At 34.5% G+C, this 24,104-nt stretch carries 22 protein-coding genes; 15 read left to right on the top strand and 7 right to left on the bottom strand.

The genetic code is table 11. The features are described 5' to 3' along the window. Window positions 1-152 precede the first annotated feature (152 nt). The 3 genes from AO58_RS0110450 to AO58_RS0110440 all read left to right on the top strand — a co-directional run bounded on the left by AO58_RS0110450 (window position 153) and on the right by AO58_RS0110440 (window position 4,939). The gene (locus AO58_RS0110450) at window positions 153-938 is read left to right on the top strand and encodes a type IV toxin-antitoxin system AbiEi family antitoxin (protein WP_024981656.1); all 786 of its coding nucleotides are present in this window, start codon (window positions 153-155) and stop codon (window positions 936-938) included. Further along, the gene (locus AO58_RS0110445) at window positions 929-1,867 is read left to right on the top strand and encodes a nucleotidyl transferase AbiEii/AbiGii toxin family protein (RefSeq protein WP_078211914.1); all 939 of its coding nucleotides are present in this window, start codon (window positions 929-931) and stop codon (window positions 1,865-1,867) included. Before AO58_RS0110450 ends, AO58_RS0110445 begins: the two co-directional genes overlap by 10 nt. Before the next feature lie 69 nt (window positions 1,868-1,936). Further along, window positions 1,937-4,939, top strand: coding sequence for a DEAD/DEAH box helicase (locus AO58_RS0110440; protein WP_244530705.1), 3,003 nt, complete (start codon window positions 1,937-1,939; stop codon window positions 4,937-4,939). A gap of 599 nt (window positions 4,940-5,538) precedes the next feature. Here AO58_RS0110440 and AO58_RS0110430 read toward each other — a convergent pair. Next, window positions 5,539-6,399: a hypothetical protein gene (locus AO58_RS0110430; RefSeq protein WP_024981653.1), complete on the bottom strand. Its 861-nt coding sequence runs from the start codon at window positions 6,397-6,399 to the stop codon at window positions 5,539-5,541. A 347-nt stretch (window positions 6,400-6,746) separates the two neighbouring features. Between AO58_RS0110430 and AO58_RS17995 the strand changes: the two genes are divergently transcribed. From AO58_RS17995 to AO58_RS0110375, 10 genes are all read left to right on the top strand, one after another. After that, window positions 6,747-6,920: a hypothetical protein gene (locus AO58_RS17995; RefSeq protein WP_155959415.1), complete on the top strand. Its 174-nt coding sequence runs from the start codon at window positions 6,747-6,749 to the stop codon at window positions 6,918-6,920. Window positions 6,921-6,965: 45 nt separating this feature from the next. Beyond that, window positions 6,966-8,687, top strand: coding sequence for a tetratricopeptide repeat-containing sensor histidine kinase (locus tag AO58_RS0110420; RefSeq protein ID WP_024981652.1), 1,722 nt, complete (start codon window positions 6,966-6,968; stop codon window positions 8,685-8,687). A gap of 7 nt (window positions 8,688-8,694) precedes the next feature. Beyond that, window positions 8,695-9,363, top strand: a complete 669-nt coding sequence (locus tag AO58_RS0110415; RefSeq protein ID WP_024981651.1) for a response regulator — start codon at window positions 8,695-8,697, stop codon at window positions 9,361-9,363. Window positions 9,364-9,497: 134 nt separating this feature from the next. Further along, window positions 9,498-9,767 (top strand): hypothetical protein, encoded by a 270-nt coding sequence (locus AO58_RS0110410; protein WP_024981650.1) that lies wholly within the window; start codon window positions 9,498-9,500, stop codon window positions 9,765-9,767. 269 nt (window positions 9,768-10,036) lie between these two features. After that, window positions 10,037-10,762 (top strand): PH domain-containing protein, encoded by a 726-nt coding sequence (locus tag AO58_RS18285; protein ID WP_139225572.1) that lies wholly within the window; start codon window positions 10,037-10,039, stop codon window positions 10,760-10,762. A gap of 229 nt (window positions 10,763-10,991) precedes the next feature. Continuing rightward, the gene (locus tag AO58_RS0110395) at window positions 10,992-11,354 is read left to right on the top strand and encodes a BRCT domain-containing protein (protein ID WP_024981648.1); all 363 of its coding nucleotides are present in this window, start codon (window positions 10,992-10,994) and stop codon (window positions 11,352-11,354) included. 167 nt (window positions 11,355-11,521) lie between these two features. After that, window positions 11,522-12,748, top strand: coding sequence for an SMP-30/gluconolactonase/LRE family protein (locus AO58_RS17190; RefSeq protein ID WP_024981647.1), 1,227 nt, complete (start codon window positions 11,522-11,524; stop codon window positions 12,746-12,748). 31 nt (window positions 12,749-12,779) lie between these two features. Beyond that, window positions 12,780-13,748: a hypothetical protein gene (locus tag AO58_RS0110385; RefSeq protein WP_024981646.1), complete on the top strand. Its 969-nt coding sequence runs from the start codon at window positions 12,780-12,782 to the stop codon at window positions 13,746-13,748. 187 nt (window positions 13,749-13,935) lie between these two features. Continuing rightward, window positions 13,936-14,343, top strand: a complete 408-nt coding sequence (locus AO58_RS0110380; RefSeq protein WP_035717655.1) for a hypothetical protein — start codon at window positions 13,936-13,938, stop codon at window positions 14,341-14,343. Between the two features lie 94 nt (window positions 14,344-14,437). Next, entirely contained in the window at window positions 14,438-15,244 is an 807-nt protein-coding gene (locus AO58_RS0110375) for an endonuclease/exonuclease/phosphatase family protein (RefSeq protein WP_024981644.1), read from the top strand. Between the two features lie 171 nt (window positions 15,245-15,415). Here the strand turns inward: AO58_RS0110375 and AO58_RS0110370 are convergent, their stop codons facing one another. Beyond that, window positions 15,416-16,114 carry a hypothetical protein gene (locus tag AO58_RS0110370; protein WP_024981643.1) on the bottom strand — a complete coding sequence of 233 codons (699 nt, stop codon included), beginning with the start codon at window positions 16,112-16,114 and terminating at the stop codon, window positions 15,416-15,418. A 267-nt stretch (window positions 16,115-16,381) separates the two neighbouring features. Further along, window positions 16,382-17,227: a universal stress protein gene (locus AO58_RS0110365; protein WP_024981642.1), complete on the bottom strand. Its 846-nt coding sequence runs from the start codon at window positions 17,225-17,227 to the stop codon at window positions 16,382-16,384. 212 nt (window positions 17,228-17,439) lie between these two features. On the opposite strand from AO58_RS0110365, the gene mnmE reads away from it, so the two are divergent. After that, a complete protein-coding gene (mnmE, locus tag AO58_RS0110360; RefSeq protein WP_024981641.1) occupies window positions 17,440-18,840 on the top strand; it encodes a tRNA uridine-5-carboxymethylaminomethyl(34) synthesis GTPase MnmE in 1,401 nt (466 codons plus the stop codon). Window positions 18,841-18,914: 74 nt separating this feature from the next. Here mnmE and AO58_RS0110355 read toward each other — a convergent pair whose 3' ends face one another. The 4 genes from AO58_RS0110355 to AO58_RS0110335 form a co-directional block, all read right to left on the bottom strand. Next, on the bottom strand, window positions 18,915-19,172 hold the full coding sequence (locus AO58_RS0110355; protein ID WP_024981640.1) for a hypothetical protein: 258 nt from the start codon (window positions 19,170-19,172) through the stop codon (window positions 18,915-18,917). 181 nt (window positions 19,173-19,353) lie between these two features. Further along, window positions 19,354-19,515, bottom strand: a complete 162-nt coding sequence (locus AO58_RS17990; RefSeq protein ID WP_155959414.1) for a hypothetical protein — start codon at window positions 19,513-19,515, stop codon at window positions 19,354-19,356. Window positions 19,516-19,556: 41 nt separating this feature from the next. Then, window positions 19,557-21,563, bottom strand: coding sequence for an MGH1-like glycoside hydrolase domain-containing protein (locus AO58_RS0110340; protein ID WP_024981639.1), 2,007 nt, complete (start codon window positions 21,561-21,563; stop codon window positions 19,557-19,559). A gap of 113 nt (window positions 21,564-21,676) precedes the next feature. Continuing rightward, complete coding sequence (locus tag AO58_RS0110335; RefSeq protein ID WP_035717681.1) at window positions 21,677-22,972, bottom strand: S28 family serine protease; 1,296 nt, start codon at window positions 22,970-22,972, stop codon at window positions 21,677-21,679. Window positions 22,973-23,127: 155 nt separating this feature from the next. Between AO58_RS0110335 and lhpI the strand changes: the two genes are divergently transcribed. Then, the gene (gene lhpI / locus AO58_RS0110330; RefSeq protein WP_024981637.1) at window positions 23,128-24,096 is read left to right on the top strand and encodes a bifunctional Delta(1)-pyrroline-2-carboxylate/Delta(1)-piperideine-2-carboxylate reductase; all 969 of its coding nucleotides are present in this window, start codon (window positions 23,128-23,130) and stop codon (window positions 24,094-24,096) included. Window positions 24,097-24,104: the final 8 nt, after the last annotated feature.

Raw genomic sequence — 24,104 nt, 5'->3', positions numbered from 1 at the left:
TTATAATTTATATAAACTTTTTTAAAGCAAAGTTTATATAAATTAATTTTAACGGCGATTATCGCCGTTAAAATTAATATCTGTAAATCAACCAATTTACATTACCTTTGCATAACGGCGATTAACACCGCAATAAGCTAAACTTTTAAATTATGGCTGTAAATGTAATACGAAGAAAAGAGTTATACGAAATAATGCCCGAGGGTTTAGTAACTACTCATAAGTGGCTTATGGAAAATAATTTAACCCGTCACGCAATAGACAATTTGGTAAAAAGTAACCAACTGGATTCCATAAGTAAAGGGGTTTATGTTAGAAATGCTAGTAAAATATCTTGGCAGTCAGTAGTTTTCTCCTTGCAGTCAATATTGAAAACAGATTTTGTTGTAGGTGGTTTAACAGCACTTGAAATGCAGGGATTATCTCATTACTTATCATTATCCGAAAATAAAATAGTGCATTTGTTTGGAAATGATGTACTGCCTGAATGGGTTACAAATTTAGATTTGAATGTAAAATTTGTTAGACATACTACCAATAGTTTATTTGCTAAAAATTCAGAAGAAAACAAACAATTACAATCTTTTACAGTAGAGAGAGAGTGGGATAATGATAATAGAAAACTAATCCTATCTTCGCCAGAAAGAGCGTATCTCGAAGTATTGTTAGACGTACCACAAAAAACAACTTTTGAACACGCTGATCAATTAATGCAAGGGCTAACAACATTGTCGCCTAGAAATCTTCAAAAAACGCTGGAATGCTGTCAAAATGTGAAAGTAAAACGGCTTTTCTTTTGGTTTGCAGACCGTCAAAATTATGTTTGGTTGGGTAAAATAAATCGAGAAAACATAACATTCGGTTCTGGAAACAGAATGATAATAAAAGGCGGAAAATTAGATAATAAATATAAAATAACAGTTCCAAAATGGATATAGACGCAAACAATATATACCGCAGACAAGTACAACTTTTAGTTCGTGTTTTACCGTTAGTGGATACCGAAAAATGTTTTGCACTAAAAGGAGGAACTGCAATCAATTTATTTTACAGAACACTTCCTCGACTTTCGGTTGATATCGATTTACTATACATACCAATGGATGATCGAGAAACAGCATTGATAAATATTAAAGCAGCTTTATCAAGAATAAGCAAACTGATACGGCAAAAAATACCGGGAAGTAAAGTACAAGATGCACACGACCAAAGCGATGCACTACGCTTAATTGTAAGTCAAGGAGAAGTACGTATTAAAGTAGAATTATCTCCAGTAATTAGAGGGACTGTTTTTCCAGAAGTAAGAATGGAGGTTGTTGAAGAAGTCGAAAGAGAGTTTGGATATGTAGAAATGCAAATAGCATCACTTCCAGATTTATATGCTGGTAAATTATGTGCTGCTTTAGACAGACAACATCCAAGAGATTTATTTGATGTAAAATTTCTTCTCGAAAATGAAGGGCTAACGGATAATTTACGAAAAACATTCTTAATATTTCTAATAAGTCATCAAAGACCAATGTCAGAACTATTAGCGCCAAATCGAAAAGATATTAGTGAAATTTACGAAACAGAGTTTAAACAAATGGCTGAAATAGATGTTCCATTAGAACAATTAGAAGAAGCTAGAGAAAATCTAATTCATCAAATCAATTCTCAGATGACAGATAATGAAAAGAAATTTCTTTTGTCATTCAAAAACAAAACTCCTGATTGGAATTTACTGGAAATGGAAAATGTTACCGTAATTACTAACCTTCCTTCAGTACTTTGGAAAATGATAAATCTTGAAAAAATGCCTACTCAAAAACACAAAGTAGCATTTGATAAATTGCAAAACATACTATATCCAACACATATAAAATAGTCTTTAAATCTAGCATTCTAATTCACTTGCAATTTCTTTAAAGAATAGACCATTTGAACAATTAAAATTATGTCAACATCAGCCGAGATGAATAAAGTCCAACTATTCAAATCTGTTTTTACAGCTAGAGAAGATGTATTTGCAGTTCGTTGGGAAAAAGGGAGTAAAAGTGGCTATATGCCAGCCTATTTTTATGACCCATATCGGTATCGAGTTCATAAAATGAATGGTGGAAATTTTCAAAATTATGTAGATAAAGAATATTTGCCTTTTACAGAAAAGGAAATTGAAAAACACCTTAACGGCGAACAACATATTGGCGTTTATCCTTTACTCAAAGACAATACTTCGTGGTTTATTGTTGCCGATTTTGACAAAGTTGATTGGGTTGGTGATTGCAAAAAGTTTATAAATGCTTGTAATGAAAAAGAAATTCCTGCCTATTTGGAACGCTCTCGTTCGGGTAAAGGCGGGCACGTTTGGATATTTTTTGAACAACCTTATCCAGCGATAAAAAGCAGACGGCTATTTATATCAATTTTGGAGCAAACTGGAGTTTTTTCTTTATTTGACAAGAGTTCCAGTTTTGATAGAATGTTTCCCAATCAAGATTTTCTTTCTGGAAAAGGATTTGGAAATTTGATAGCACTTCCGTTGTATAAGAAAACTTATGAACAGGGAAACAGTTGTTTTATTGATATGGAAAGCCTAGAACCTATTCCAAATCAATGGAATTTTATAAAGAATATTCAAAAAATTTCGACAATAAAATTGGATGAATTATACCAAATTCATAATACACTACAAAATATTCCTGCTTCGATTATACCAAAATTATACAATGAAAAATTAACGATAAGATTAGAAAATGTTGTAAAAATCAATCGCTCTGCCATTTCAACCCCACTAATAAATTTTCTAAAAGAAGAATTGAATTTTCTGAACACCGAAATTTTAATAAAAAAGAAAATGGGGAAAAATACTTTTGGAACAGAACGATATTTTAAACTGATTGAAGAAAAGGAAAACGAAGTAATTATTCCACGAGGTTTTATTGGTAAAGTAATTCGATTTTGTAGAGAAAGTAAAATTGAATATGATTTCAAGGATGAAAGGAAAAAATTAAAAGAGGTTTCTTTTTTAGTCAACACACAACTCCTAGAACATCAGCAAATAGTGATTAATGCGATTGGAAAGAAAGATTTAGGAATTGTTGTGGCACCGCCGGGTTCAGGAAAAACTATAGTCGGGCTAAAAATTATTGCGGAGAAAAAACAACCTGCATTAATCATCACTCATCGCAAACAAATTGCCGACCAATGGTTTGAAAGAATTGAAACTTTTCTTGGAATTCCAAAAAATGAAATTGGAAAAATAGGTCAAGGCAAAACCAAAATCGGTAAGCAAATAACAGTTGCTATGATTCAGAGTTTATCAAAAGAGTTGGAGAAACCTGATACCGAAAAAATTTTGAATGCCTTTGGGACTATCATTGTAGATGAGTGCCACCATATTCCTGCAGAAACATTCAGAAATGCAATTTCAAAATTACAAACCTTTTATTTGTATGGATTAACAGCAACGCCATTTCGAAAATACAATGACAGTAAACTTATTTTTATTCATTTAGGCGAAGTAATTGCTGAAATAAAATCAAATGAAATAAGCACATCTAAAAGGCCAAAAATTATCATTCGAAACACTGAACTTGATGTGCCATTCAACTCAAAAACAGACAAATTTGAAACTTTATCAAAAATTCTAGTTCACGATTCTACTCGAAACAAATCAATTCTTGAAGATGTGATTAATGAATTGAAATCTGACAAAAAAGTCGTTATTATTACAGAACGTAAAGAACATATTGACTCGCTAAATCAATATTTAAAACAATCTTATGAAGTAATCACTTTAAGTGGAGAAGATTCTGAAAGTGCCAAAAACTCAAAATGGAAATTACTAAAAGAAGGGAATTATCAAGTACTAATCACCACTGGACAATTCTTTGGTGAAGGAACTGATCTGCAAAACACCAATTGTCTGTTTCTTGTTTACCCATTTTCTTTTGAAGGCAAATTGATTCAATACATCGGTAGAGTCCAACGATCGGAAATCGCTCCAACTATTTATGATTATCGGGACATCAAGATTGATTACTTAAACAAAATGTTTCTGAAGAGAAATACCTATTATAGAAAAATAGATAAACTAGCCACCTTGTTTGATGAACCCGAAGAGGAAATTGCTGTTTCAAAAAACACTTTTATCATTAATCAGAAAATAAAGATTGCATTTGAGAAACTTGAATTTCGCTACGGAAGCATTGCTTTTAAATACAATGTGCCTGAAATGAAAACAGAACTTGAATTTGATATTGAAAATCTCGAAATCAGACCAGAGTTTGAAGTTTTGAAACCCTATTTTTCAAAGACACTCAAAATTAAAAATATCGTTGTTTCTATTTATGCTGAATTTGATAACAGCAAACTAATTTCTCAATTGGCACTATCCAACGATCTAAAAAAGATCAGTAGAGAATTGATTGAAGGAGTCAAGTTTAAATTTATAACGAAGACTTTCTTAAGTAAAGCAAATGCAGTTAGTCAAGAAAATTTGCTTGATATTAATCAATTACAAAATGAAACTAATTGCAAACTATATGATTCTGGGGATGAATTATTAAATGATTTTTTACAGAATAAAAACTACAAACACCAAAAGCACTTACAATATTTAGCCGACCGTCACGAAAGGACTATTCTTAAAATTCGATTTGTCCTTAATCCTTTTTCGTTTGTTTTTCTTTTAGCCGGAAAAGAAGGGTTTCACATTATTTTAGAAACGCTGAACACCGAAGAAGCCACATATATTTGGCATTTCGACAATAACAAACGGGCACTTCCTGACAAATTAAAACAAGTTGACAATTACCTTAACATCATTAGAAACAATGGGAGACAAGTATTTATTGTAAATCCACACGAGAATTTCAGCCGCATACTTCACGATTATTCAGAAGAAAGAAAAGGATTTATAATTTGGAAAGATTTGATTGAAGAAAGACTTACTTGAAAACTGGCACAAAAGTGGAATCGCAAGTACCAACATTTACTTTTGTAAATGCCATACCTCCCACTGAAAACTGAACACTTTCTTCTTGTATCCACAAAAGCAAAAAAAGCCAGAAAGAGTATAAATTTTAATGGTCAAATACGGTTTTAAATCGGTACAATAAAATACATACACTTGATTATGCCAACGTCAAAGCTTCCAAAAATTCAAGTGATAAAAAATAAAGCAATTAACTCATAATTTTAAGCTCTCAAAAAATGTCAATATCGGTATTAAGTGTTCGATTGTAGTCCCACCCAGTCCACTTTTACAATTTCAAATCAGAGCAAAAGCTTGTAAATCGTTGGATTTACAGGCTTTTTTGTTTTGGATTACAACTCAAATTATATAGTAAATCGCAAAATTTTGGTAGTACAATCGGATACCTGAAATTTCTCAAATTCAGGGTCACCTAAATTCTTCTAAGCTCAATGATAACAAGAGAGAAAGAAAGTGAACATCTTGCTAAAAAAGACGATTTATGATAAATTAAGTAATTATGAATCACAAAATTCCAGAATAAATATTCAACTTACACAGTTAGTGAGACACTACCATTTTCAGTCCCTTAGATATTTATTAATAATGTATTGCGTTATCGGTTTTAAGGTTTTTCCTGTAGTGGGATGCAAACCTGGCTGATTAAAAAGTTCAATCTTCCCTTCAATTTTAGCATACCAAACGCTTGGTTGATCATTTTCAAAATAAGTTTTTATAGTCTTTGGTTCAAGTTTTTTCAACCCTAGTCTTTCATTATTTATTGGAATTCGTAGATCTATAGCACTACTACTTTGACTACTACAGTCTACAACTTCATAATGATTGGTATTCCATTGCATGCATTCTTTTTTAGGCAGCAAACTAACCAAACCAATTCCTATACTACACAACACAGCTCCTTTAATCCATACCTTTTTATAACGGTCTAGTATTGATTTCTTTTGAAAACCATTTCTCTCTTTACCTTCTTCAGAAACCAAAGAAAGTAGCGCCTCTTCATTTACTCCTTTTTGGTCTTGTATGGACTCTTTCTCAACTTTTATCTCCTTCCCGTCGTTTGTAAAATAACTATGAAAAGGTCTTGGATTAAAATCCACCAAAATGGCGGCTAATTCTATTCTGTTTCGATTTTCTGAATTCTTCTCTCCTTTTAAAAAAGAAATCACCGATTTTAATTTCCCTATGCCATAATTTTCAATGGCTCTAGTCAATTTCTCCCCTTCTTTTGCATTAAAAAAATACCTGAAAACCATTTCATCTTTTGGATTCAACTGATTTTCTGCCTTCCTCAAACACAAATCTCTCAGTTGTGCAGGTGTTACATTGGACAAGTCACCGCTACCATAAATTCCCACTCTTTTTATCGCTTGAAATTGCGCTTTTATGCCCTCTTTATATTCTTCAAAAGTAATTGTACTCATAAACACCAACGGATTGTATTAGAATTAGTAGACCTCAACGGAATTACTGGAATTATCGGAATCGCCTTAGTATTAGCACCTAGAAACACCATTCCTTTGCTACAGAATTAGTTCTTGTTCTATTTCGCGATACGAACAAATGTACAAAACTAGTTCATAAAAAAGTGTGACTAAACAGTGGGTTCGATTTATCCGGGAAGTATAAATTCTTGATCAACTGTTTTAGCACACTTCACTTCCCAAAAAAGTATAATTCAAAGGGCTTTTAAGGATACACTCCTTAACCACAAACCTTCGATTTCATAATCGAACCGCCCTTCTTATGTCTAATTTTTAAATCAAATCTAATGAAAAGAATAGTTATCCTTTCGTGTTTTTTATTGGCTGTTATGGCCTTTGTTTCTTGTACCAATGATGAAATAGAACCCAGTAAGCCCTCTGCAACCACTTCAATCCTTGCCGATGATGGTCTAGGCGGGAACTCAACGGGTCAGACTCCAACCACTCCTCCAAAAAAATAAAAGATGCTACTCCATTAATTGGAATTAATTTGATATTTTCGGGAAATGATTTTTCAAAAAATACATTTCCCGTTTTTTATTTCTCTAACCTTTTTGGGTTGTTTTTTCTTTTCTTGTACTCGCAAAACTCCTGCTATAAACGAGGCAACTAGAGTTAGCGCTTATCATCAATACATTACCCAAGCCGAAGATTTTTATGCCAAGGGCGTTTACGACAGTGCTTACTATTACTACAATCAAATTCGAAGTCAAAGTAGTACCAAAACTGAGGGGGATAAAATTGTTTATGTTTTGCTCAAAATGGCAGCGATACAGCAAACCCAAGGCGATTATATTGGTAGCGAAGCCACTGCTACTGAAGCAATTTCATACTTTAAACCAAACACCGAAGTCCAATACAAAGTGGCGATTTACAACACTTTGGGAATTAACTACGAAAACTTATTTGATTACGCCAATGCCATTCAGTATTATCAAAAAGCAAGGGCTTTAGCTGATACACCGCTACAAAAAGCAGTCATTCAGAATAACATCGCTGTGGTGTATATGGAACAACACCGCTATAAGCAAGCCACTCCGTTATTAACTGCTCTTTACGAATCTCCAATCGGTTCAAACAATCTAGAGCATCAAGCCAGAGTTTTGGACAATTTGGGCTATTGTTATTTTAAAATCCAAGACTCCAGAAGTAGTGCTTATTTAAAGAAAGCATTAGCCATTCATAAACAACTGCAATTTGATTATGGCTTGATTAGCAGTTATAGTAATTTGGCAAAATACTATCAAAAGGCTAATCCCCAACTGGCCTTTACCTATGCCCAACAATCCTATGCTAAAGCTACTGCCATCCAAAGTACTGAAGATCGTTTGTCCGCCTTGGCACTCTTGATGGAAGTTAGCAGTCCTTCACAACTTCGCCATTACACTAAACAGTACCTGCAACTCAATGACAGTATTAGCAAAGTCAAGCAAATCGCTAAAAATCAGTTTGCCAAAATCAAATACGATGCGACCCAAGAGCGCAATGAGAATTTACAATTAAAAGCGGAAAAAGCAGAAAATGCCTTGGCCCTAGCCCAACAACGATTCAACAATTATTTACTGTTTTTTACACTGTTGTTAGTACTAATCGCTGTGGTGCTCTTGTATTTCTATCAGAAAAATAAAAGCAAGAAAGAAAAACAAGCCGCTATTTATGAGAGCGAAACTCGCATTGCCAAAAAACTGCACGACGAGTTGGCTAATGATGTCTATCAAACCATTGCCTTTGCCGAGACTCAAGACTTGCACAACCCTATTCAAAAAGAAACGCTATTGGATAATTTGGATAAAATTTACACTCGAACACGCAATATCTCCAGAGAGAATAGTGCCATCGGTACTGGTGCTTCCTACGAAATGGCACTAAAAGAAATGCTTTCGGGCTTTTCGTCTTCTCAAATACAAGTCATCGTAAAAGATATTAGTACTATTCCTTGGGACAAAATAGCAGAAGAGCAAAAAATTGCGCTGTATCGGGTATTGCAAGAACTCTTGGTCAACATGAAAAAGCACAGTCAAGGTTCCTTTGTGGTTTTGCGATTTGAAATGAATGCCAAAGCCTTACTCGTTCATTATTCAGACAACGGTATCGGTATGTCCCATCCCATTCCTTCAAAAAATGGCCTTCAGAATGTGGAAAACCGTATTCACGCTATTGGCGGAAGTATTATTTTTGACACATCAAGTTCAAAAGGGCTTAAAATCAAACTAACGTTTCCTAAATAAACCAAGTATGTTTCAAAAAGTGTTGATCGTAGATGATATTGATTTCAATGATGTAGCAGCAGTGAGTGTGCTAGAAGCTTTGGCTGTGCCTCAAATAGACTCTGCCAAATACTGTGATGATGCCTTGCTCAAACTCAAAAAAGCCTATCTAGAGCATGAACCTTATGATTTATTGATTACCGATTTGTCTTTCAAAGCCGACCATCGTGCGAACCAACTCACCTCGGGTGAAGCCTTGATCGAAGCCGTAAAGGGATTGTTCCCCGAAATCAAAATCATTGCTTTTTCTATAGAAGACAAATCCTATCGCATCAAATCCTTGTTTGACCATTTGGGCATTAATGGTTTTGTGATGAAAGGACGCAACACCATGATTGAGTTACGCAAAGCCGTAGAAGCAGTGGCTAGTCATGACGCTCCCTATTTACCCGCAGATTTGCAGTATATTTTTCAAGATAAATTGGTCAATGAAATTGATGATTATGATATCCAATTGCTGGAGTATCTCTCACAAGGTGTCTCTCAAGAGGCGATGGAATCCGTTTTGAAACAAGCGGGTATTACGCCAAATAGCAAAAGTACCATCGAAAAACGCATCAGCAAACTCAAAATCTACTTCAAAGCGCTCAATACAACTCACTTGGTATCGATTACCAAAGATTTGGGGTTGATTTAAAAAGAGAGCGCCTCTTATTGCCATTCCACTACAGTGCTAAAAAAATCACCTCCTTTACGGTTTCCCGTAAGGAAGTCGTTGCATAGCCCCTTACTTTTGATTCTGTTCAAAAATAATGCTAAGCTAGAACCGCTATGACATCTTCTTATTCTTCCAAAACGTTAGTTTGTTTCTTGTTGTTTTCCTTTACTATAATTTATGCCAAAGGAAAAATAGCACAACCTTACGCAACCCAAATGGATAGAGATAGTTTAACCACTCCTCTACCAAAAACACCATATGGTTTTCGCTACTATACCCAATTTCCAGTAACTAAAGCGTTCCAAACTCACAACTCAACATCACTTAAAAGCAATAATTCTCACAGAAGAGGAAAAGGTAAAGCAGCCTTAACAGCACTCTAAATCCCTTTTTTTTACAAAATGAGGGAAACCGTAAGGAATTGATTTTGGATAGCGGTAAGTTTGGTAAATAGAAAATAAATAGAAAGGAAATAATATAACATACCATAACAAGGATAACGGTGAAATTACATTTTATACATTAAGAAAAATACAAACCTTCACCAAGTTATCCTTTTTCGATGATATACTTTAATGAAAATCAATTATAAAAGCGTTAGCATTAAGTATAAACGTGAATTAGGAATATAACATATAATAAAAATAAAAAAATGGCTAATTGTACTCTTTGCTCGAGAGAATTAAATTTTATGAATACACCAGGGTTTTCAGCTGGTAAATTAAGCGATGGTGGCACAGTTTGTATACCGTGCTTCAAAAAAATTATTAAAATTAATCCAATAACTGCTAATAGATTAAAAAAACATACTTTGAGTGAAATTAATGATTTACTTCAAGAAAAAAATTCACGCATTGAAGAAATTAAAGAGCAAATAAAAGCGATAAATTTAAACAATAGTTCTATTTATTTGGGGAGAAGAGAAATAAATGAATTACCAAACATTTTAGCATCGACCGAAAAAATAGATAATATCGCTCAAGGTACTTATAACAATGGACAAGGAATTTTAGTTTCAACGAATAGACGATTAATTTTTATTGATAAAGGGATAATTTTTGGTTTAAAAGTTGAAGATTTCCCATTAGATAAAATATCATCTATTCAATATAAAACAGGTTTACTTTTGGGAAGTATTAAAATATTCATTACGGGAAATGTTGCAAAAATTGATAACGTAGAAAAATCATCCGCCAAAAGTTTTTCAGAATTTGTAAGAGACAAACTCTCTCAACCAAAGGAAATAATAACCTCTTCAATTATTTCAGAACCTAGCATATTAGACCAACTTGCAAAACTTGCAAAACTTAAAGAAAGTGGAATCTTAACAGAAGATGAGTTTATTGAACAAAAGAAAAAACTACTTGAAAAACTCTAAAAATATTTAATAATGATAGCAATTGTAAAAAAAAATAGATTATCTAAATGGAGAAGTTACTGTTGTAACAGAAGATAATGATATCGCAGTGTTTGAAATGCTATCTGATGACAATTTTGAAATTCAAGATGTTCTTTCTTGGAAAGAATACAAACCTTTAGGTCATTTCGAAATCAAAAAAATTGCACAAAATGAAACAATTGAAGTATTCTTTCAAAAACATAATTAAATGGCATTATCTGAAAAACTCACAGGAATATTACGCTCAAATACTAATTTGTCAGAATTAGACTTAAATAATTTAACTGAAAGGCAAGGTTGGGACATAGTTTATTCATTAAAGCCTAAAGCGGAACCAAAAACAGAAATTTGTTTTACTGGATTTTCACCAAAAGTCAAAAGTGAACTTACAAAAATTGCAGAAGAGAATAATTTTCGTATCGCAAAAAGCATAACAGTTAATTTAAATTTTTTGTGTTGTGGACAAAATGCTGGCCCTGCAAAAATAAAAAAAGCAAAAGAAAAAAATGTTATTTTATTAAATGCAGAAGAGTTTCGCAATTTAATAAAAACTGGAGAAATACCAAGATAACACTTAGCGCAGCAGCTACTCAAACGGATTTGGGATGATTTGGCTAAGCAGAATAATAGCTTTAATTTAGCACGAAACTGATTGATTTGCGGCGACATTTGACATCATCATACCTCAGAACTTGAATAAACCAAAATCAAAAAAAGAATTTTAAAAAAAAAGTTACTATGAACCTAAATATAGACAACAACTTAAAAAAAATCTTTCCTTTTTTATCGTACTTATATTTTTTTTATACTAATGCCCAAACTGTAACCACATTTGCAGGAAGTACAGAAGGTCTTGCTGACGGTACCGGAACCGCAGCAAAATTTTATGTCCCTAATGGTGTGGCTGTAGATGATGCTGGGAATGTCTTCGTAGCAGATACTAGGAATAGTCGTATTCGTAAAATAACGGCTAATGGAGTAGTAACCACGTGGACAGAAGCGGCACCAAGGTTTTTTTATCCTTATGGAGTAGCTGTAAATGCAGTTGGAAATGTTTTTGCAACGGACATATATTATAAGCACATAAGTAAAATAGCAGATAACGGAGTGATAAGCGTCTTGCTGTCCAATAGCACTTCGGGACAAACAATACATCTTGATACTCCATACGGTGTGGCTGTAGATGCATCTGAGAATGTTTATGTCGCAGATAGAAACAACAATCGAATACTGAAAATAACACCTACTCGAGAGGTGACCATCTTGGCGGGAGGCTCTGTTGGTACATCTGATGGCACAGGAACTTCAGCACAATTTAATTATCCTAATGGTTTGGCTATAGATGGTGCTGGTAATGTTTTTGTGGCGGATACAAGTAACGGTCGCATCCGGAAAATAACGCCTGAAGGAGTGGTAACTACATTGGCTGGTGACGACACAGGCACAGCAGCACATTTTAAAAGTCCTAATGGGGTGGCTGTAGATAATGCAGGAAATGTTTATGTAGCAGACACAGGGAATAATCGCATTCAAAAAATATCGGCTAACGGAGTGGTCACAACCTTGGCAGGAGGCTCTCAAGGTTTTGCTGACGGTACAGGAACTGCAGCACGGTTTTCTAATCCAAGTGGTGTGGCTATAGCTTCTGATGGAACTATTTTTGTAGCAGATACAGGTAATAATCGCATCCGAAAAATCACAAATACTTTAGCTACTGCCAATTTTCAATTAGAAAACCAAGTTTTATTACACCCAAATCCTGCTTCAAATTTAATAAATATAGAGTTGGAAGATATTACAGCTTCCAAAATTGTTATTTTAGATATGAACGGCAGAAAACACAAATCTGTAAATATCCTTGATAAAAAAACGGTAATAAACATAAGTAATCTTGTCAGTGGTATATATCTTATACAAATTACAACAGACAAAGGCATAGTTTCTAAAAAGATAGTGAAAGAATAATTTACATAACAGAATTGAACAGTAAACTATTATGAGTATTAATCTAGAAAATTTTAAACCGAAATCTGAAAATCACATATTGAATAAAATGTGGAATAATGAATATGGATTAGAATTTCAAGAAGTGATAAAAAGTTTTACAGCTTTTCTGGATTCTAATAAAAAATTAAAAAAACTGAAAGATAAATTATTCTTGAAACAGAATGATATTTCTAATGACCAGTTGAATCAATATATTCAAACTGCGGTTGAGTTTACTGTTGTTAGGTATTTTGCTGATAATTACCCTGAAAACTTCAAATATGAACCAAATTTAATTGCAGAAAATAATACTGATGTTGAGTGTCAATTTAAAATAAATAACTTAACATTCAATATAGAAGTAAAAGCAACTTCTTATATTAATAATGATTGGGAAAATAATGACAATTTAAAACTTCAAACAATCGGTCGTTTAGAAAATTATACTGAATTGCATAATTTTTTTAAAACACTAATACCAAATATTGGATCAGAAAAAAGATATGACAATAATTTAAAATCTCATTTAACATCAGCTCAATCTAAATTACCAAAAAATAATAATAACCAATTTTGTAATGTGCTAATTATTTGTTGTAACGATTCAGATGACATTCAAAAACAATATCATTATTTATATGCAAAAAATGGTTTTTTTACAGAAAACCCAATCATTGAACATAATGAATTTGATTTAGTAGATATTGTTTTTTTTAGTAATTTATTTTTTAAACATAATCCTAAATTAGACAAACCTAAATTAAACAAGGAGTCTTGGCAGTTTGAGAAATCATTTATAGTTAGTTTTAGAAATCCATATAGAAAAGACCCTAAACTAGAACATTTGACCTTAATTGAGGTAATTATTCCTAATTACACCAAAAGTTTTATAGAATATAAAGGTGGTCCAGAATTTTATAGATTAAAGCATTTTATACACACAGAATTAGGTGAAAACAGGAAAATATATCATTACTAAAAAAAACAAACGCATAACAAACTATAAAAAGGAATAGCGTATCAAGTTCAATTTAATTTTTTTTTAAGTATATCAAATTTTTAAAATCTTTCCATTCAAACACCTTCTAAAAGGTGTTTTTTTATTCTCTTTACGGTTTCCCGTAAGGAACTCGACTACAAGGCTTCTACTTTTGAAATAAAAAGCTATGAGCCGATCCTTCCTTCTTTTGTTGCTTTTCCTTGGGTGTATGCTGTCCTGCAAAAAAGAGCCCACACAGCCTAAAGCCCAATCTTTCTATCAAGAGAAAATCACTCCAGATGACGTCAAAACCCTTATGCCAGAGGAAGCAAAAACATACCATCGGGACACGGTATATGACTACGAATACCGCACAGGAACTTCTGGGCATTATGAGTACCAATACCAAGTATACGGGCGTAATGAGGCCAAAGATTCCATCAACGGTTTGATCAACATCAAAGGAAAATATGGCGCTGGAATTCTTATCGACAACAACCAAGATACTCTTGCCGTGGTGGTAGAATGGGTAGCTTATGGCGTGCTAAAAGGGAAAGACCAACAAGGCCGTTATTATGAGTTGAGAGTCCATTAATGATTAGTAAAGAATTTTGGTCTTTCGCTCTGTGGCTGGGAAGACTGATGTTTCTTTTACAATCTTTATCTTTGGCGACCAAATTCCCCCATTCATGAACAAGACCTACAGCCTGTTTCTTTTCCTTTTATGTACTTCCTTTTATGCTCAAACTCGGCTTTTGTCTTGGAATATCGAAAACTTAGGCCGTTCTAAATCGAATCTTGAACTGGAGTTTATTGCCAATACCCTAAAGGACTACGATATCGTAGCGCTGCAAGAAGTCGTAGCTGGTGATGGAGGTGCGCAAACTGTGGCTAAATTAGCAGACGAATTGAACCGAAAAGGAGCGAAATGGGATTATGCTATCAGCAATCCCACCAGCAGCAGTGCCTACAAAACGGAGCGCTATGCTTATTTATGGAAAACGAATCGCGCTCGCCTGAAAGGAAAAGCGTGGTTGGAGTCGAAATTCCAACTCGAAATTGACCGTGAACCGTATTTGGCTACTTTTATCGTCAACCAAAAAGAAGTTACGCTCGTGAACTTTCACGCCATTACCAAAAGCAAACAACCCGAAAAGGAAATCAAATATTTTAAGTTGTTACCTGCTCAATACCCACAATTGAACCTCTTGTTTTTGGGTGATTTCAACTGTCCTCAATCGCATACTGTTTTTACTCCTTTGAAGAAAATGGGCTATGACTCCGCTTTGAAAGGACAAAAAACCTCCTTAAAGAGAAACAGTAAGAACGGAGCAGCATTGGCCTCTGAATTTGACAACCTATTTTACCATAAAAAAGTCAAAAAAATCGAAGGTGGAGTAATCCATTTTTATAAAGCGTTTAGTTCCTTACAAGAAGCCAGAAAAATTTCGGACCATATTCCGGTATGGATGGCATTTTCTCTAGATGAAAACTAAAATACCCATTCAAAACCTAGCAAAACTATTTCAAAATCAATCTTTATTCCCCTTGCTCAGAAAACTCGTGAGCTGTCCTATTTTGAATACTACTGAAAATAGAATTCGCATAAATAGAAACGAATCAATTACATTTTAAACAGTAATTTGGAATCTTAACACTCCTTTTGATCAACAAATCAACAACAAACGATATTCTCCATCATTTTCTTTTGGCGCTCTGTGAATGCAAGGCAGTACCTTTTGTTCAGGATGATCGACCGCTAGGCGCCAAAGATGACCAATCCCTAAATTAGTCGGCTCAGCATGAGGCTTGGCTTGATAATGCAAGTCAAAATAATTTTCTTTTAAAAAGTCATCAAATTCATTGGATGGCCCTTCGTGTAAAGCTTCAAGTTTGCTTCTTATTTCTGGAATTAGAATTTTTTGTTCCGCTTGTTCATTTGGAATAATATCACTAGCCGCTCCGTGATACGTACATAAAAAAGTATCTGTTGCAATGGGTGAACGATCTACATGATACGAATACACATCCGTAGAGATAAAATCAAATTCATCATCTCGGCCATAGCATTTCAATAAATTTAGAGAGGGAGAAGCCCCAAAATCAGTCAATAATCGTAAATCGTTTAAGATAATTTCTCTTGCCTTTTGTCCCTCTTCTGATAACTGAAGCGCTAATAAGTCCTCAGGGGAAATTTCTGTTATATCTTCTTTAAGTTGCAGTTGAGCTACAATTGCTGCAAAATCGCCTTCCAATGTTCTATGCCAGCACAAAGCATTCTTTTCGCCCTTAAAATCAGTGTGTATCAGCTCAGTAAAGTTGGACACTACTTGAATTTGAGTGCTAGAAGAAATTGTTGCTTTCATTGTGTTTTTATATTAAAATTCTGCTCCTAAAATAGGGTGCAAAATTATAAAATTGTACGACATCTTTTCTTTTAGTTACACACGCTTAGCATCTAAGTAATGGTAAAAATTTGATGTCGTGTTTTAAAGCTATAAATTTCTTTGCCACAGCTTTCATAGCTTAGCACAGATTAATTCGTGGCGTAGCAAAAACTCTTTTAAATAATTATGACAATATAAAGTTCTTGCTACTTAAACGAAAACTACTAGATTTTTTTTCTGACAATACTACTCTACAATAGTATCACTTTGAAGCGCTAAAATAGGTATTTCGGAATAATCTGAAAATTTTCGGGTCAGACTTGGGCTAAACAATTCGACAAAAAAGTTACGCTTGTAAGTGACCATCGCCAAAACATCAATGCTTTTTTGCGATACAAAATCTAGGATCGTGCCTTGTACATCTTCAAGTGGAAGAATGGTAAACTGAACCGGATATTGGGCAAAATGAGTTTCCCACTCTTTGATGGTTTCAGGTTTCACATTAGATTGGCTTGTTTTTACGTACAAACATTTCACTTGGGCTTTTGTTTTTTGGGCTACAGCACAAACCAATTCTAGGGCTTTTTTATCTTTTTCTTTAAACTTGGTGGTAAAACCAATGGTGTTAATTTTTTGATACTTAGCATTGATCGGAACGCTCAACACAGGAACAGTAACTGCAGAAAGTACGGAACCTGTATTGGTACCCACAAAGAAGGTTTCCCAGCCTGTAGCGCCCGCTGTTCCCATGACTACAAAATTGATGTTTTCTTCCTTGATCGCTTCACGAATGGTAGTTACCAAGTCACCATCCATTAATCGATGGGTAATTTTTATATGCTCCATCCTTTCTTTTTCGGCAATGGCTCTCAGTTTGGGAATTTCGTCTTTGAACGCATCAAATTCTGCCAATTGCAATGACTCATAAATCATATAATAATTGTCAGGCGTAAACTGACTGTCGATAATTGGAAGCTGAAACGTGTGCAATAAAATCAATTCCGCTTCAACAACATCGGCCAAATGTAAGGCATGCACAAAAGCATTCGTAGCAACATCTGAGAAATCGGTTGGAAATAAAATTCTTTTCATGATTAAAAAGTTTAAAGGATTGGTTTTAATGGTTCTTAAAATTAAGAAATGTTTCTTCTATGTTGACTGATAATTATCAGTTTACCATATTTTTAACTATAATATACTTGACTTTAAACTCTCCAACTTTTACTTAATAGCACAGCCCCTTGCTCTCAACAATTGCAAAGCCAATACTTTTACTTACTTTTGCATACAAATAGACATTCCACATGATTCCAAACGATTCTATAGTTGCTTTAGCCACCGCTTCGGGTGCTGGAGCCATTGCCATCATTCGTATTTCTGGTCAAGATGCCATTCAAATTGGTCATTCTGTTTTTCGTTCCATTAAAAACAAAGACTTGACTACCCAAAAAACGCATACTTTGCATTTGGGACATATCGTTGATGGTGAAAAAACCTTGGATCAGGTATTGGTTTCGATTTTTAAAGGTCCAAATTCTTATACTGGAGAAAATACAATTGAGATTTCCTGTCACGGTTCTACTTATATTCAACAACAAATTATTCAATTGTTGTTGCGTAAAGGCTGTAGAATGGCCGATGCTGGTGAATTTACGCTAAGAGCCTTTTTGAATGGAAAATTGGATTTATCCCAAGCTGAAGCTGTTGCTGATTTGATTTCGTCAGACAACGAAGCGAGTCACCAAATTGCCATGCAGCAAATGCGAGGTGGTTTTTCGAACGAGATTGCCAAACTACGTGAAGAACTCTTGAATTTTGCTTCCCTTATCGAACTTGAATTGGATTTTGCCGAAGAAGATGTCGAATTTGCCGATAGAACTCAATTTCACGAGTTGATTAACCGAATTGAGTTTGTATTAAAGCGTTTGATTGATTCTTTCGCAGTGGGCAATGTAATCAAAAACGGAATTCCAGTAGCTATTGTAGGCGAACCCAATGTGGGGAAATCCACCTTATTGAATGCTTTACTCAACGAAGAACGCGCTATCGTTTCGGAAATTGCGGGTACTACGCGTGATACGATTGAAGACGAATTGGTGATTGGCGGTATAGGTTTCCGATTTATTGATACCGCTGGTATCCGCGAGACCAAAGATTATGTAGAAAGCATTGGTATCCAAAAGACGTTTGAAAAAATTGAACAAGCGCAGGTCGTTATCTTTTTGTTTGATGGTTTAAAGTTCAAAGTTTCAGGTTTTGACTATATCACCGAAATTGAAAAAGTAAAAAACAAATATCCATTAAAACCAATTCTTGTTGTCGTAAATAAAATTGATTTGTTAGCTGAAAATGAAATGGTAAGTATCAACAACCAACTTGAAACTTTAAACCTTAAACTTTTAAAAATTTCCGCCAAAAACAAAGAAGGCATCGAGGATTTGAAGAATCAATTGCTTTCCTTCGTCAACACTGGCGCGCTTCGCAACAACGAAACGATTGTAACCAATACAAGACATTACGATTCTTTATTGAAAGCCCTAGAAGAAATTCAAAAAGTGAAGTTTGGACTAGAAACCAATCTGTCCAGTGATTTAATGGCATTAGATATTCGGGAAGCCTTGTACCAATTCGGATTGATTACAGGACAAGTTACGAATGACGAATTGTTGGGGAATATATTTGCTAATTTCTGTATCGGGAAGTAAAATCAAAATTCGTCAAATAGTGGTTTTGTACTTAAATCGTGTACCCAATCACTGATTTCATAGCTGAACCATGCTCAAAAAGCTTCGAAATCTCTTTTTTGTGGCCAATCCTGTTCGACTGTCCAAATGCCTTCGAGTTCTTCTTCAAAAATTTGCTTGAAATATTTTTTTATGTGTTTTTGGGCATCGTCAAAGTCAGGATTGGTGAGATAGGTGTGGGATTCTCCTATCACACTTATTTCCATTGGAAATTCTGAGGAAAGCGCATTCGCCCAATCAACAAAAGGTTGTTTGGGCGTAATGGTAATAGCACTTCTATTTAGTATTTCCATATTTTACATTTTATAATTTTCTCCATCCTCCGAAATCATCCCCAAAATAGCTTCGTTTTCTGGATACTTCTTCACTTTTTTAGATGCGACTTTTTTAGGTTTTACCCCACTGTTTTTCAACACCTGCATTTGTTGCAACAACTCTCGCGCATCCCCATCACTCTCGAACTGCTCTGTAAGCTCACCTTTTGAACGCTTTGTGCAACAAGGCTTGGGGTAAATTGTCTATTTTTTCCCTTACTGATTGGTATTTCTTCTCAATCACATCGGCTTTGGCAAACAAACTTTCTACGCGAGAAACGATTTCTTGTTGTTCTTCAATATTAACATTATGTAAGTTCAATTAATAAGTGTAGCAAATAAATTACTTTTTTCATTGATTCACTATTCATCTTCTAAAAGTAGCATTAAATAATGCGCTGCTGACCAGCTAAAATTATAGGCTTCCAAACCTTTTCCTGTAAGGGGCTGATAATTTTCTCTAATGGTTTTGCCTTTGTCTAAAACTCCTTCGGAGTTATGAATTAGTTTGTTTGTCAGTTGATTTGCTTCATTTTGGTATCCGTATTTTTCTAATCCGTTGATGCCAAAATAACTTTGATCAATCCATACCGGACCTCTCCAGTATCCATTATCGGGTTTGAATTTCGGATGATTTGCGGCCAGTGTTGGTAAAGGGACAAATGTGTTTAAGGACTTTGTGTCGAGCATATTTTCCTTTGCTGTTTTAGTTTGTTCAGCCGAAGCGGCTTCAGCCCAAATGGGTATATATCCTTCGCAACCCATTGCTTTTATGAGTGTTTTGCCATCTATCGTAGTATCATAAAACCAGCTTGTTGCAGCATCCCAAAATTGATTTTGAATAGTAACTTTTAATGCAACACTTTCTTCTTGCCATTTGGTGGCTTCTGTTGTAAGATTTAACACTTTTGCCATTTTAAATAGATAGTTTTTTTCGGCATATAAAAATGCATTCAAATCGACACTTTCTTGATCTAATGAATAGGCTTTTTCTCCATTTTTCAGGAGTTTACCATCATCAAATCGAACGGCATTGTCCATTCCGCTTTCCCATTTTGCGGCAAGTAAAGTTCCGTCTGTAGATCCATATTCGCATAAACCATCCTTATCATGGTCGCGTTCGTTGTACCACCAATTGTGATATAATTTTAGTTTTGGGTAAAATTCTTGTATAAAATTAATCTCTTTTGTTTTTTCATAAATTTTCCAAATTGCCCAAGCTGCTAGCGGTGCTTTGGTGTTTCGGTAATTGTTTTCTTCAATAAGATTATTTCTGTAAATACAATCGGGTATAAATCCATTGGGTTCCTGATAATCGAATAAAGCACGCATTTGATTTTTTGCCAATTCAGTGTCGTAATTGGCGATAGCTACAGCATGTTTCCAGCTGTCCCATGCCCAAAATCCATGAAACCATTCGTAGTTGTAACTAGGAAAAAGTCCCCCGTGTTTTAATCCTTCTGCTGGGATTCTCGTATTGTTTTGTAATGTAAGGACAAGTTTGGCAATCAGATTAGAATAAAGTATGTCGTTGTATATTTTCTTCTTTTTGGAAATCAAATGGGATAGTTGATTTTCTTTTTCTTTTTGTGTATTGTTGAGCAGCGTAGAAAATGCCGTTTTTGAGATTACTTCTTTTTCATTTTCCCAAGAATACTGCGGAAAAATATAAGTTTGAGAAACCACAATTTCTTTAGTTTCCTTTGGTTTTACAACCAATTTTGCTGTTTGAACTTGGTATCCCTGTTGGGTAATTTGAATTTCAGGAGTAGTGTTCAGAAATTGTATGTAACCTATAGCAGTACTTTTTGGAGAAACGATTTTTAGGATTTTATTTTCGTTGGATACTTGTACATCGGTTAAAAAAGTTGTCGAGCTATAAGAAGGAAAAAGTGTTATTGTTTTTGACGAGGTATTGGTAATGCTAGTTTTTTGCAATGCCGAATGCCCTGATAAAAAAACTAATTCTTGTTTGATCCTTATTTTTTCGCTTTTAAATTCTTGCTCTAAATGACTGTTGTAACTGTTTTGTTGCACCAATGCGCTTTTCCAGTGAATGACCTCTTGTTTGTTTTCATCCTGAAGTTGAAGGGCAACAAAAGAAGGGCTTAGCCAAACACCGTTTTGCTCTGTCATTAAAAATGGACCCGAAAATCCCGCTTGAATTCCGGAAGCGTCCAAGAATCCAAAGGCAAACCAAGCGCCTTTGTCCGAAAAAGCTAATGGTTTTCTATCCGTAGCATTTTTAGGGTTGCCTTTGTAATCGATATTGTTTTTGGCCGCTGCTAAATTGGGAAAGTGCTTTTGAGTCCATCCGTATTGGACTATACCAATAGATACAAGAATAAAAAGGATTTTCTTTTTGTTCATTTTATTTTGTTTTGAAAGTGTTTTTAGTTTTGAAATAAGATTGTAAGCATACCTTTTCCATCATTTGCAAAAGAATTAAAAAGATTCGCTTTATAGTTTACTATTTCAAAAAATTAATTTGCAAGCAGCCATTTTTTAAGAAGTTGTATTGCTTTTTCTTGTTCCTCTTTCGGAAAGTTTTTTATCCTCGTTGCGTGACTACCTTCTGGCAAGACCATTTTTAAGGCATCAAGATTTGATTTTGGAGTGGGAGAACAAGCTACCCATGTATCATAACCTCCGTAAATGTACAGTATTTTTGAGCCTTTATTCTCAACGTAAGCTCTAACGCTTTTGATGTAGTTTGGGTTATATTGTATTGCGACATCTTTTGGAGCAAATCGATTATTTGAAGTACTTTTTACTGTGGTTAACAAATCTTTTACAGGAGTAAAATCATAACCGTAATAGCCTAATTCACTCATGTGTTGATAAAATGAGGGTAAAAGGTCGTAGTAGCTTTGATCATTATAAGACCCAATGCCTACAATTTTATTCATATACTCAAAAAGTTCTTTTGAGGATGCTGTACTGTTTGGAATTTCTTCGCATTTGCCGCCCCATTGCCAAAAAGAAAAAGGAAATTCGAGAGCACTATACTCTAATGCTTCATCCAAAGAAACGGCTGTAAATGTCATTTTTTCCTTTTCCGCATACGCTTGAATTTCATTGATTAGACTTGCTCTGTTTTGCAGTAAGCTACGCTGAAAGGCTGTTATTTTTTTTCGGCATTCGGATGTTCCTATAGTGGCTAAATGCTGTTCAATTCGTGGATCTTCTTGGGTATTTATCAACGGAGCCACATAGGGAACGGCAACATCTATATCATTTGGATATTTCGATTTATAAATTAAGGTGGTTTCTCCACCTTTGCTAATTCCTGTTGAGACCCATTTTCCGGTATACAATTGTTTTAGTTTTGTGACAATAGTATGGTAATCGGCAATCGCTTGATCGTTTGTAAGATACTGCCATTGAATTGGGTTAGGTCTTGATTTTCCATAAAAACGATATTCAACAATAAGCTGATTGGCGTTTAACAAACTGCTTAATTCTGTTTTTCTATATCGAGCAGCATATCCTTCTGTTTCAATAATCATTGGCTTTTTGAAATCAAGATGCGATAAATAGATATAATGCTTAAAAGTTCCTTTTTTAGGATTCTTGTGATCCAAAGGTTCATTTAGAACTAATTCATAAGACTCTGAAAAATTCTCAAAGTCTTTGATTTTGTTAACTTCTGCGCCTGGAAACAATTGTATTAATTTAATTTCCAGACTACTCTTATTTGCAGTTTGCGTTTGTGCAAAACTGGTTAAAAATAGCAACGATGTGGTCAGGAGTATTACAAGGTGTTGTAATTTTTTCATTATTTTATAAATTGATTTTTTATAAAAATATGTCCTTACTGCATAATCAATTTGTACTATATTAACCTTAAATTGTTCTAAGTTATCTAATTTTTGATGAAATAGTGTTATCATAAATTAATCTTCTATTTTTATTGAAATTTCAAATACAACTTATGGAAGGTATTCAACTACTATCAGATAGTTTCATCGAAGCAAGCTGCAACTTCAATGAACTTATTGAAAGACTGCGCCAAGGATTTTCTACTTCGTCCATTCAAGTGCCTTTGCGCCATCATCATGATTATCCAAATCCTGAAGAAGACAAAGATTCAACCTTGTTATTAATGCCCGCTTTTGAATCGGGTAAAGATTTAGGTGTAAAAATTGTTACGGTTAGTCCTAACAATGGCAAGTACGATTTGCCTTCTATACAAGGAACTTATCTGTATCTCGATGGACATAAAGGAAACGTAAAAGCGATACTTGATGCAAAATCTTTAACTGGAAAAAGAACTGCGGCTACCTCTGCATTGGCTAGTAGTTACCTTTCGCGTACTAATGCTTCTTCGCTGTTAATGATAGGAACTGGAGCCCTTGCCGTAAATTTGATTGAAGCACACGCCAGCGTAAGACCTATAGAACGAGTCTATGTTTGGGGAAGAACACTAGAAAAAGCACAAGCGGTGTGTGACAAACTTCATCATGCGGCATATAGCTGTACAGCCGTTTCAAGCATAGAGGAGATTATAGGCGAAGTAGCTATTATTTCTTCAGCAACCTTGTCACCCGTCCCTCTTGTGTTTGGCAAATGGCTTAAACCAGGACAGCATTTAGATTTGGTTGGCGCTTACAAAAAAGATATGCGTGAGGCAGATGATGAAGCTGTATTAAAATCATCAGTGTTTTTAGATACTTATCAGGGTGGATTAAAAGAAAGTGGTGACATATTAATTCCGTTAACTAATGGAGTCCTTTCTAGAGACGATATTAAAGCAGATTTATTTGAGTTATGCAGTACTAAGAAAGCGGGAAGAACCTCTGATGAAGAAATCACCTTTTTTAAATCCGTTGGACATGCCATGGAAGATCTTATAGCGGCCGGATATTTTTATGAGGAGTTTACAAAGAAAAATAATCTTTAAAACGTATA

The sequence above is a fragment of the Flavobacterium succinicans LMG 10402 genome, from assembly GCF_000611675.1.
GTDB classification, from domain to species: domain Bacteria; phylum Bacteroidota; class Bacteroidia; order Flavobacteriales; family Flavobacteriaceae; genus Flavobacterium; species Flavobacterium succinicans.
Note: the sequence above shows the minus strand (reverse complement) of the source record. Positions and strands in the feature narration are given on the sequence as shown.

Coding starts and splice junctions, on each gene's coding strand:
- mnmE (WP_024981641.1), top strand. CDS start 17,440: ATGATTCCAAACGATTCTATAGTTGCTTTAGCCACCGCTTCGGGTGCT.
- AO58_RS0110380 (WP_035717655.1), top strand. CDS start 13,936: ATGAGCCGATCCTTCCTTCTTTTGTTGCTTTTCCTTGGGTGTATGCTG.
- AO58_RS0110430 (WP_024981653.1), bottom strand. CDS start 6,399: ATGAGTACAATTACTTTTGAAGAATATAAAGAGGGCATAAAAGCGCAA.
- AO58_RS0110450 (WP_024981656.1), top strand. CDS start 153: ATGGCTGTAAATGTAATACGAAGAAAAGAGTTATACGAAATAATGCCC.
- AO58_RS0110335 (WP_035717681.1), bottom strand. CDS start 22,972: ATGAAAAAATTACAACACCTTGTAATACTCCTGACCACATCGTTGCTA.
- AO58_RS0110445 (WP_078211914.1), top strand. CDS start 929: ATGGATATAGACGCAAACAATATATACCGCAGACAAGTACAACTTTTA.
- AO58_RS18285 (WP_139225572.1), top strand. CDS start 10,037: ATGGCTAATTGTACTCTTTGCTCGAGAGAATTAAATTTTATGAATACA.
- AO58_RS0110365 (WP_024981642.1), bottom strand. CDS start 17,227: ATGAAAAGAATTTTATTTCCAACCGATTTCTCAGATGTTGCTACGAAT.
- AO58_RS0110340 (WP_024981639.1), bottom strand. CDS start 21,563: ATGAACAAAAAGAAAATCCTTTTTATTCTTGTATCTATTGGTATAGTC.
- AO58_RS0110395 (WP_024981648.1), top strand. CDS start 10,992: ATGGCATTATCTGAAAAACTCACAGGAATATTACGCTCAAATACTAAT.
- AO58_RS17190 (WP_024981647.1), top strand. CDS start 11,522: ATGAACCTAAATATAGACAACAACTTAAAAAAAATCTTTCCTTTTTTA.
- AO58_RS0110375 (WP_024981644.1), top strand. CDS start 14,438: ATGAACAAGACCTACAGCCTGTTTCTTTTCCTTTTATGTACTTCCTTT.
- AO58_RS0110370 (WP_024981643.1), bottom strand. CDS start 16,114: ATGAAAGCAACAATTTCTTCTAGCACTCAAATTCAAGTAGTGTCCAAC.
- lhpI (WP_024981637.1), top strand. CDS start 23,128: ATGGAAGGTATTCAACTACTATCAGATAGTTTCATCGAAGCAAGCTGC.
- AO58_RS0110385 (WP_024981646.1), top strand. CDS start 12,780: ATGAGTATTAATCTAGAAAATTTTAAACCGAAATCTGAAAATCACATA.
- AO58_RS17995 (WP_155959415.1), top strand. CDS start 6,747: ATGAAAAGAATAGTTATCCTTTCGTGTTTTTTATTGGCTGTTATGGCC.
- AO58_RS0110440 (WP_244530705.1), top strand. CDS start 1,937: ATGTCAACATCAGCCGAGATGAATAAAGTCCAACTATTCAAATCTGTT.
- AO58_RS0110415 (WP_024981651.1), top strand. CDS start 8,695: ATGTTTCAAAAAGTGTTGATCGTAGATGATATTGATTTCAATGATGTA.
- AO58_RS0110355 (WP_024981640.1), bottom strand. CDS start 19,172: ATGGAAATACTAAATAGAAGTGCTATTACCATTACGCCCAAACAACCT.
- AO58_RS0110420 (WP_024981652.1), top strand. CDS start 6,966: ATGATTTTTCAAAAAATACATTTCCCGTTTTTTATTTCTCTAACCTTT.
- AO58_RS0110410 (WP_024981650.1), top strand. CDS start 9,498: ATGACATCTTCTTATTCTTCCAAAACGTTAGTTTGTTTCTTGTTGTTT.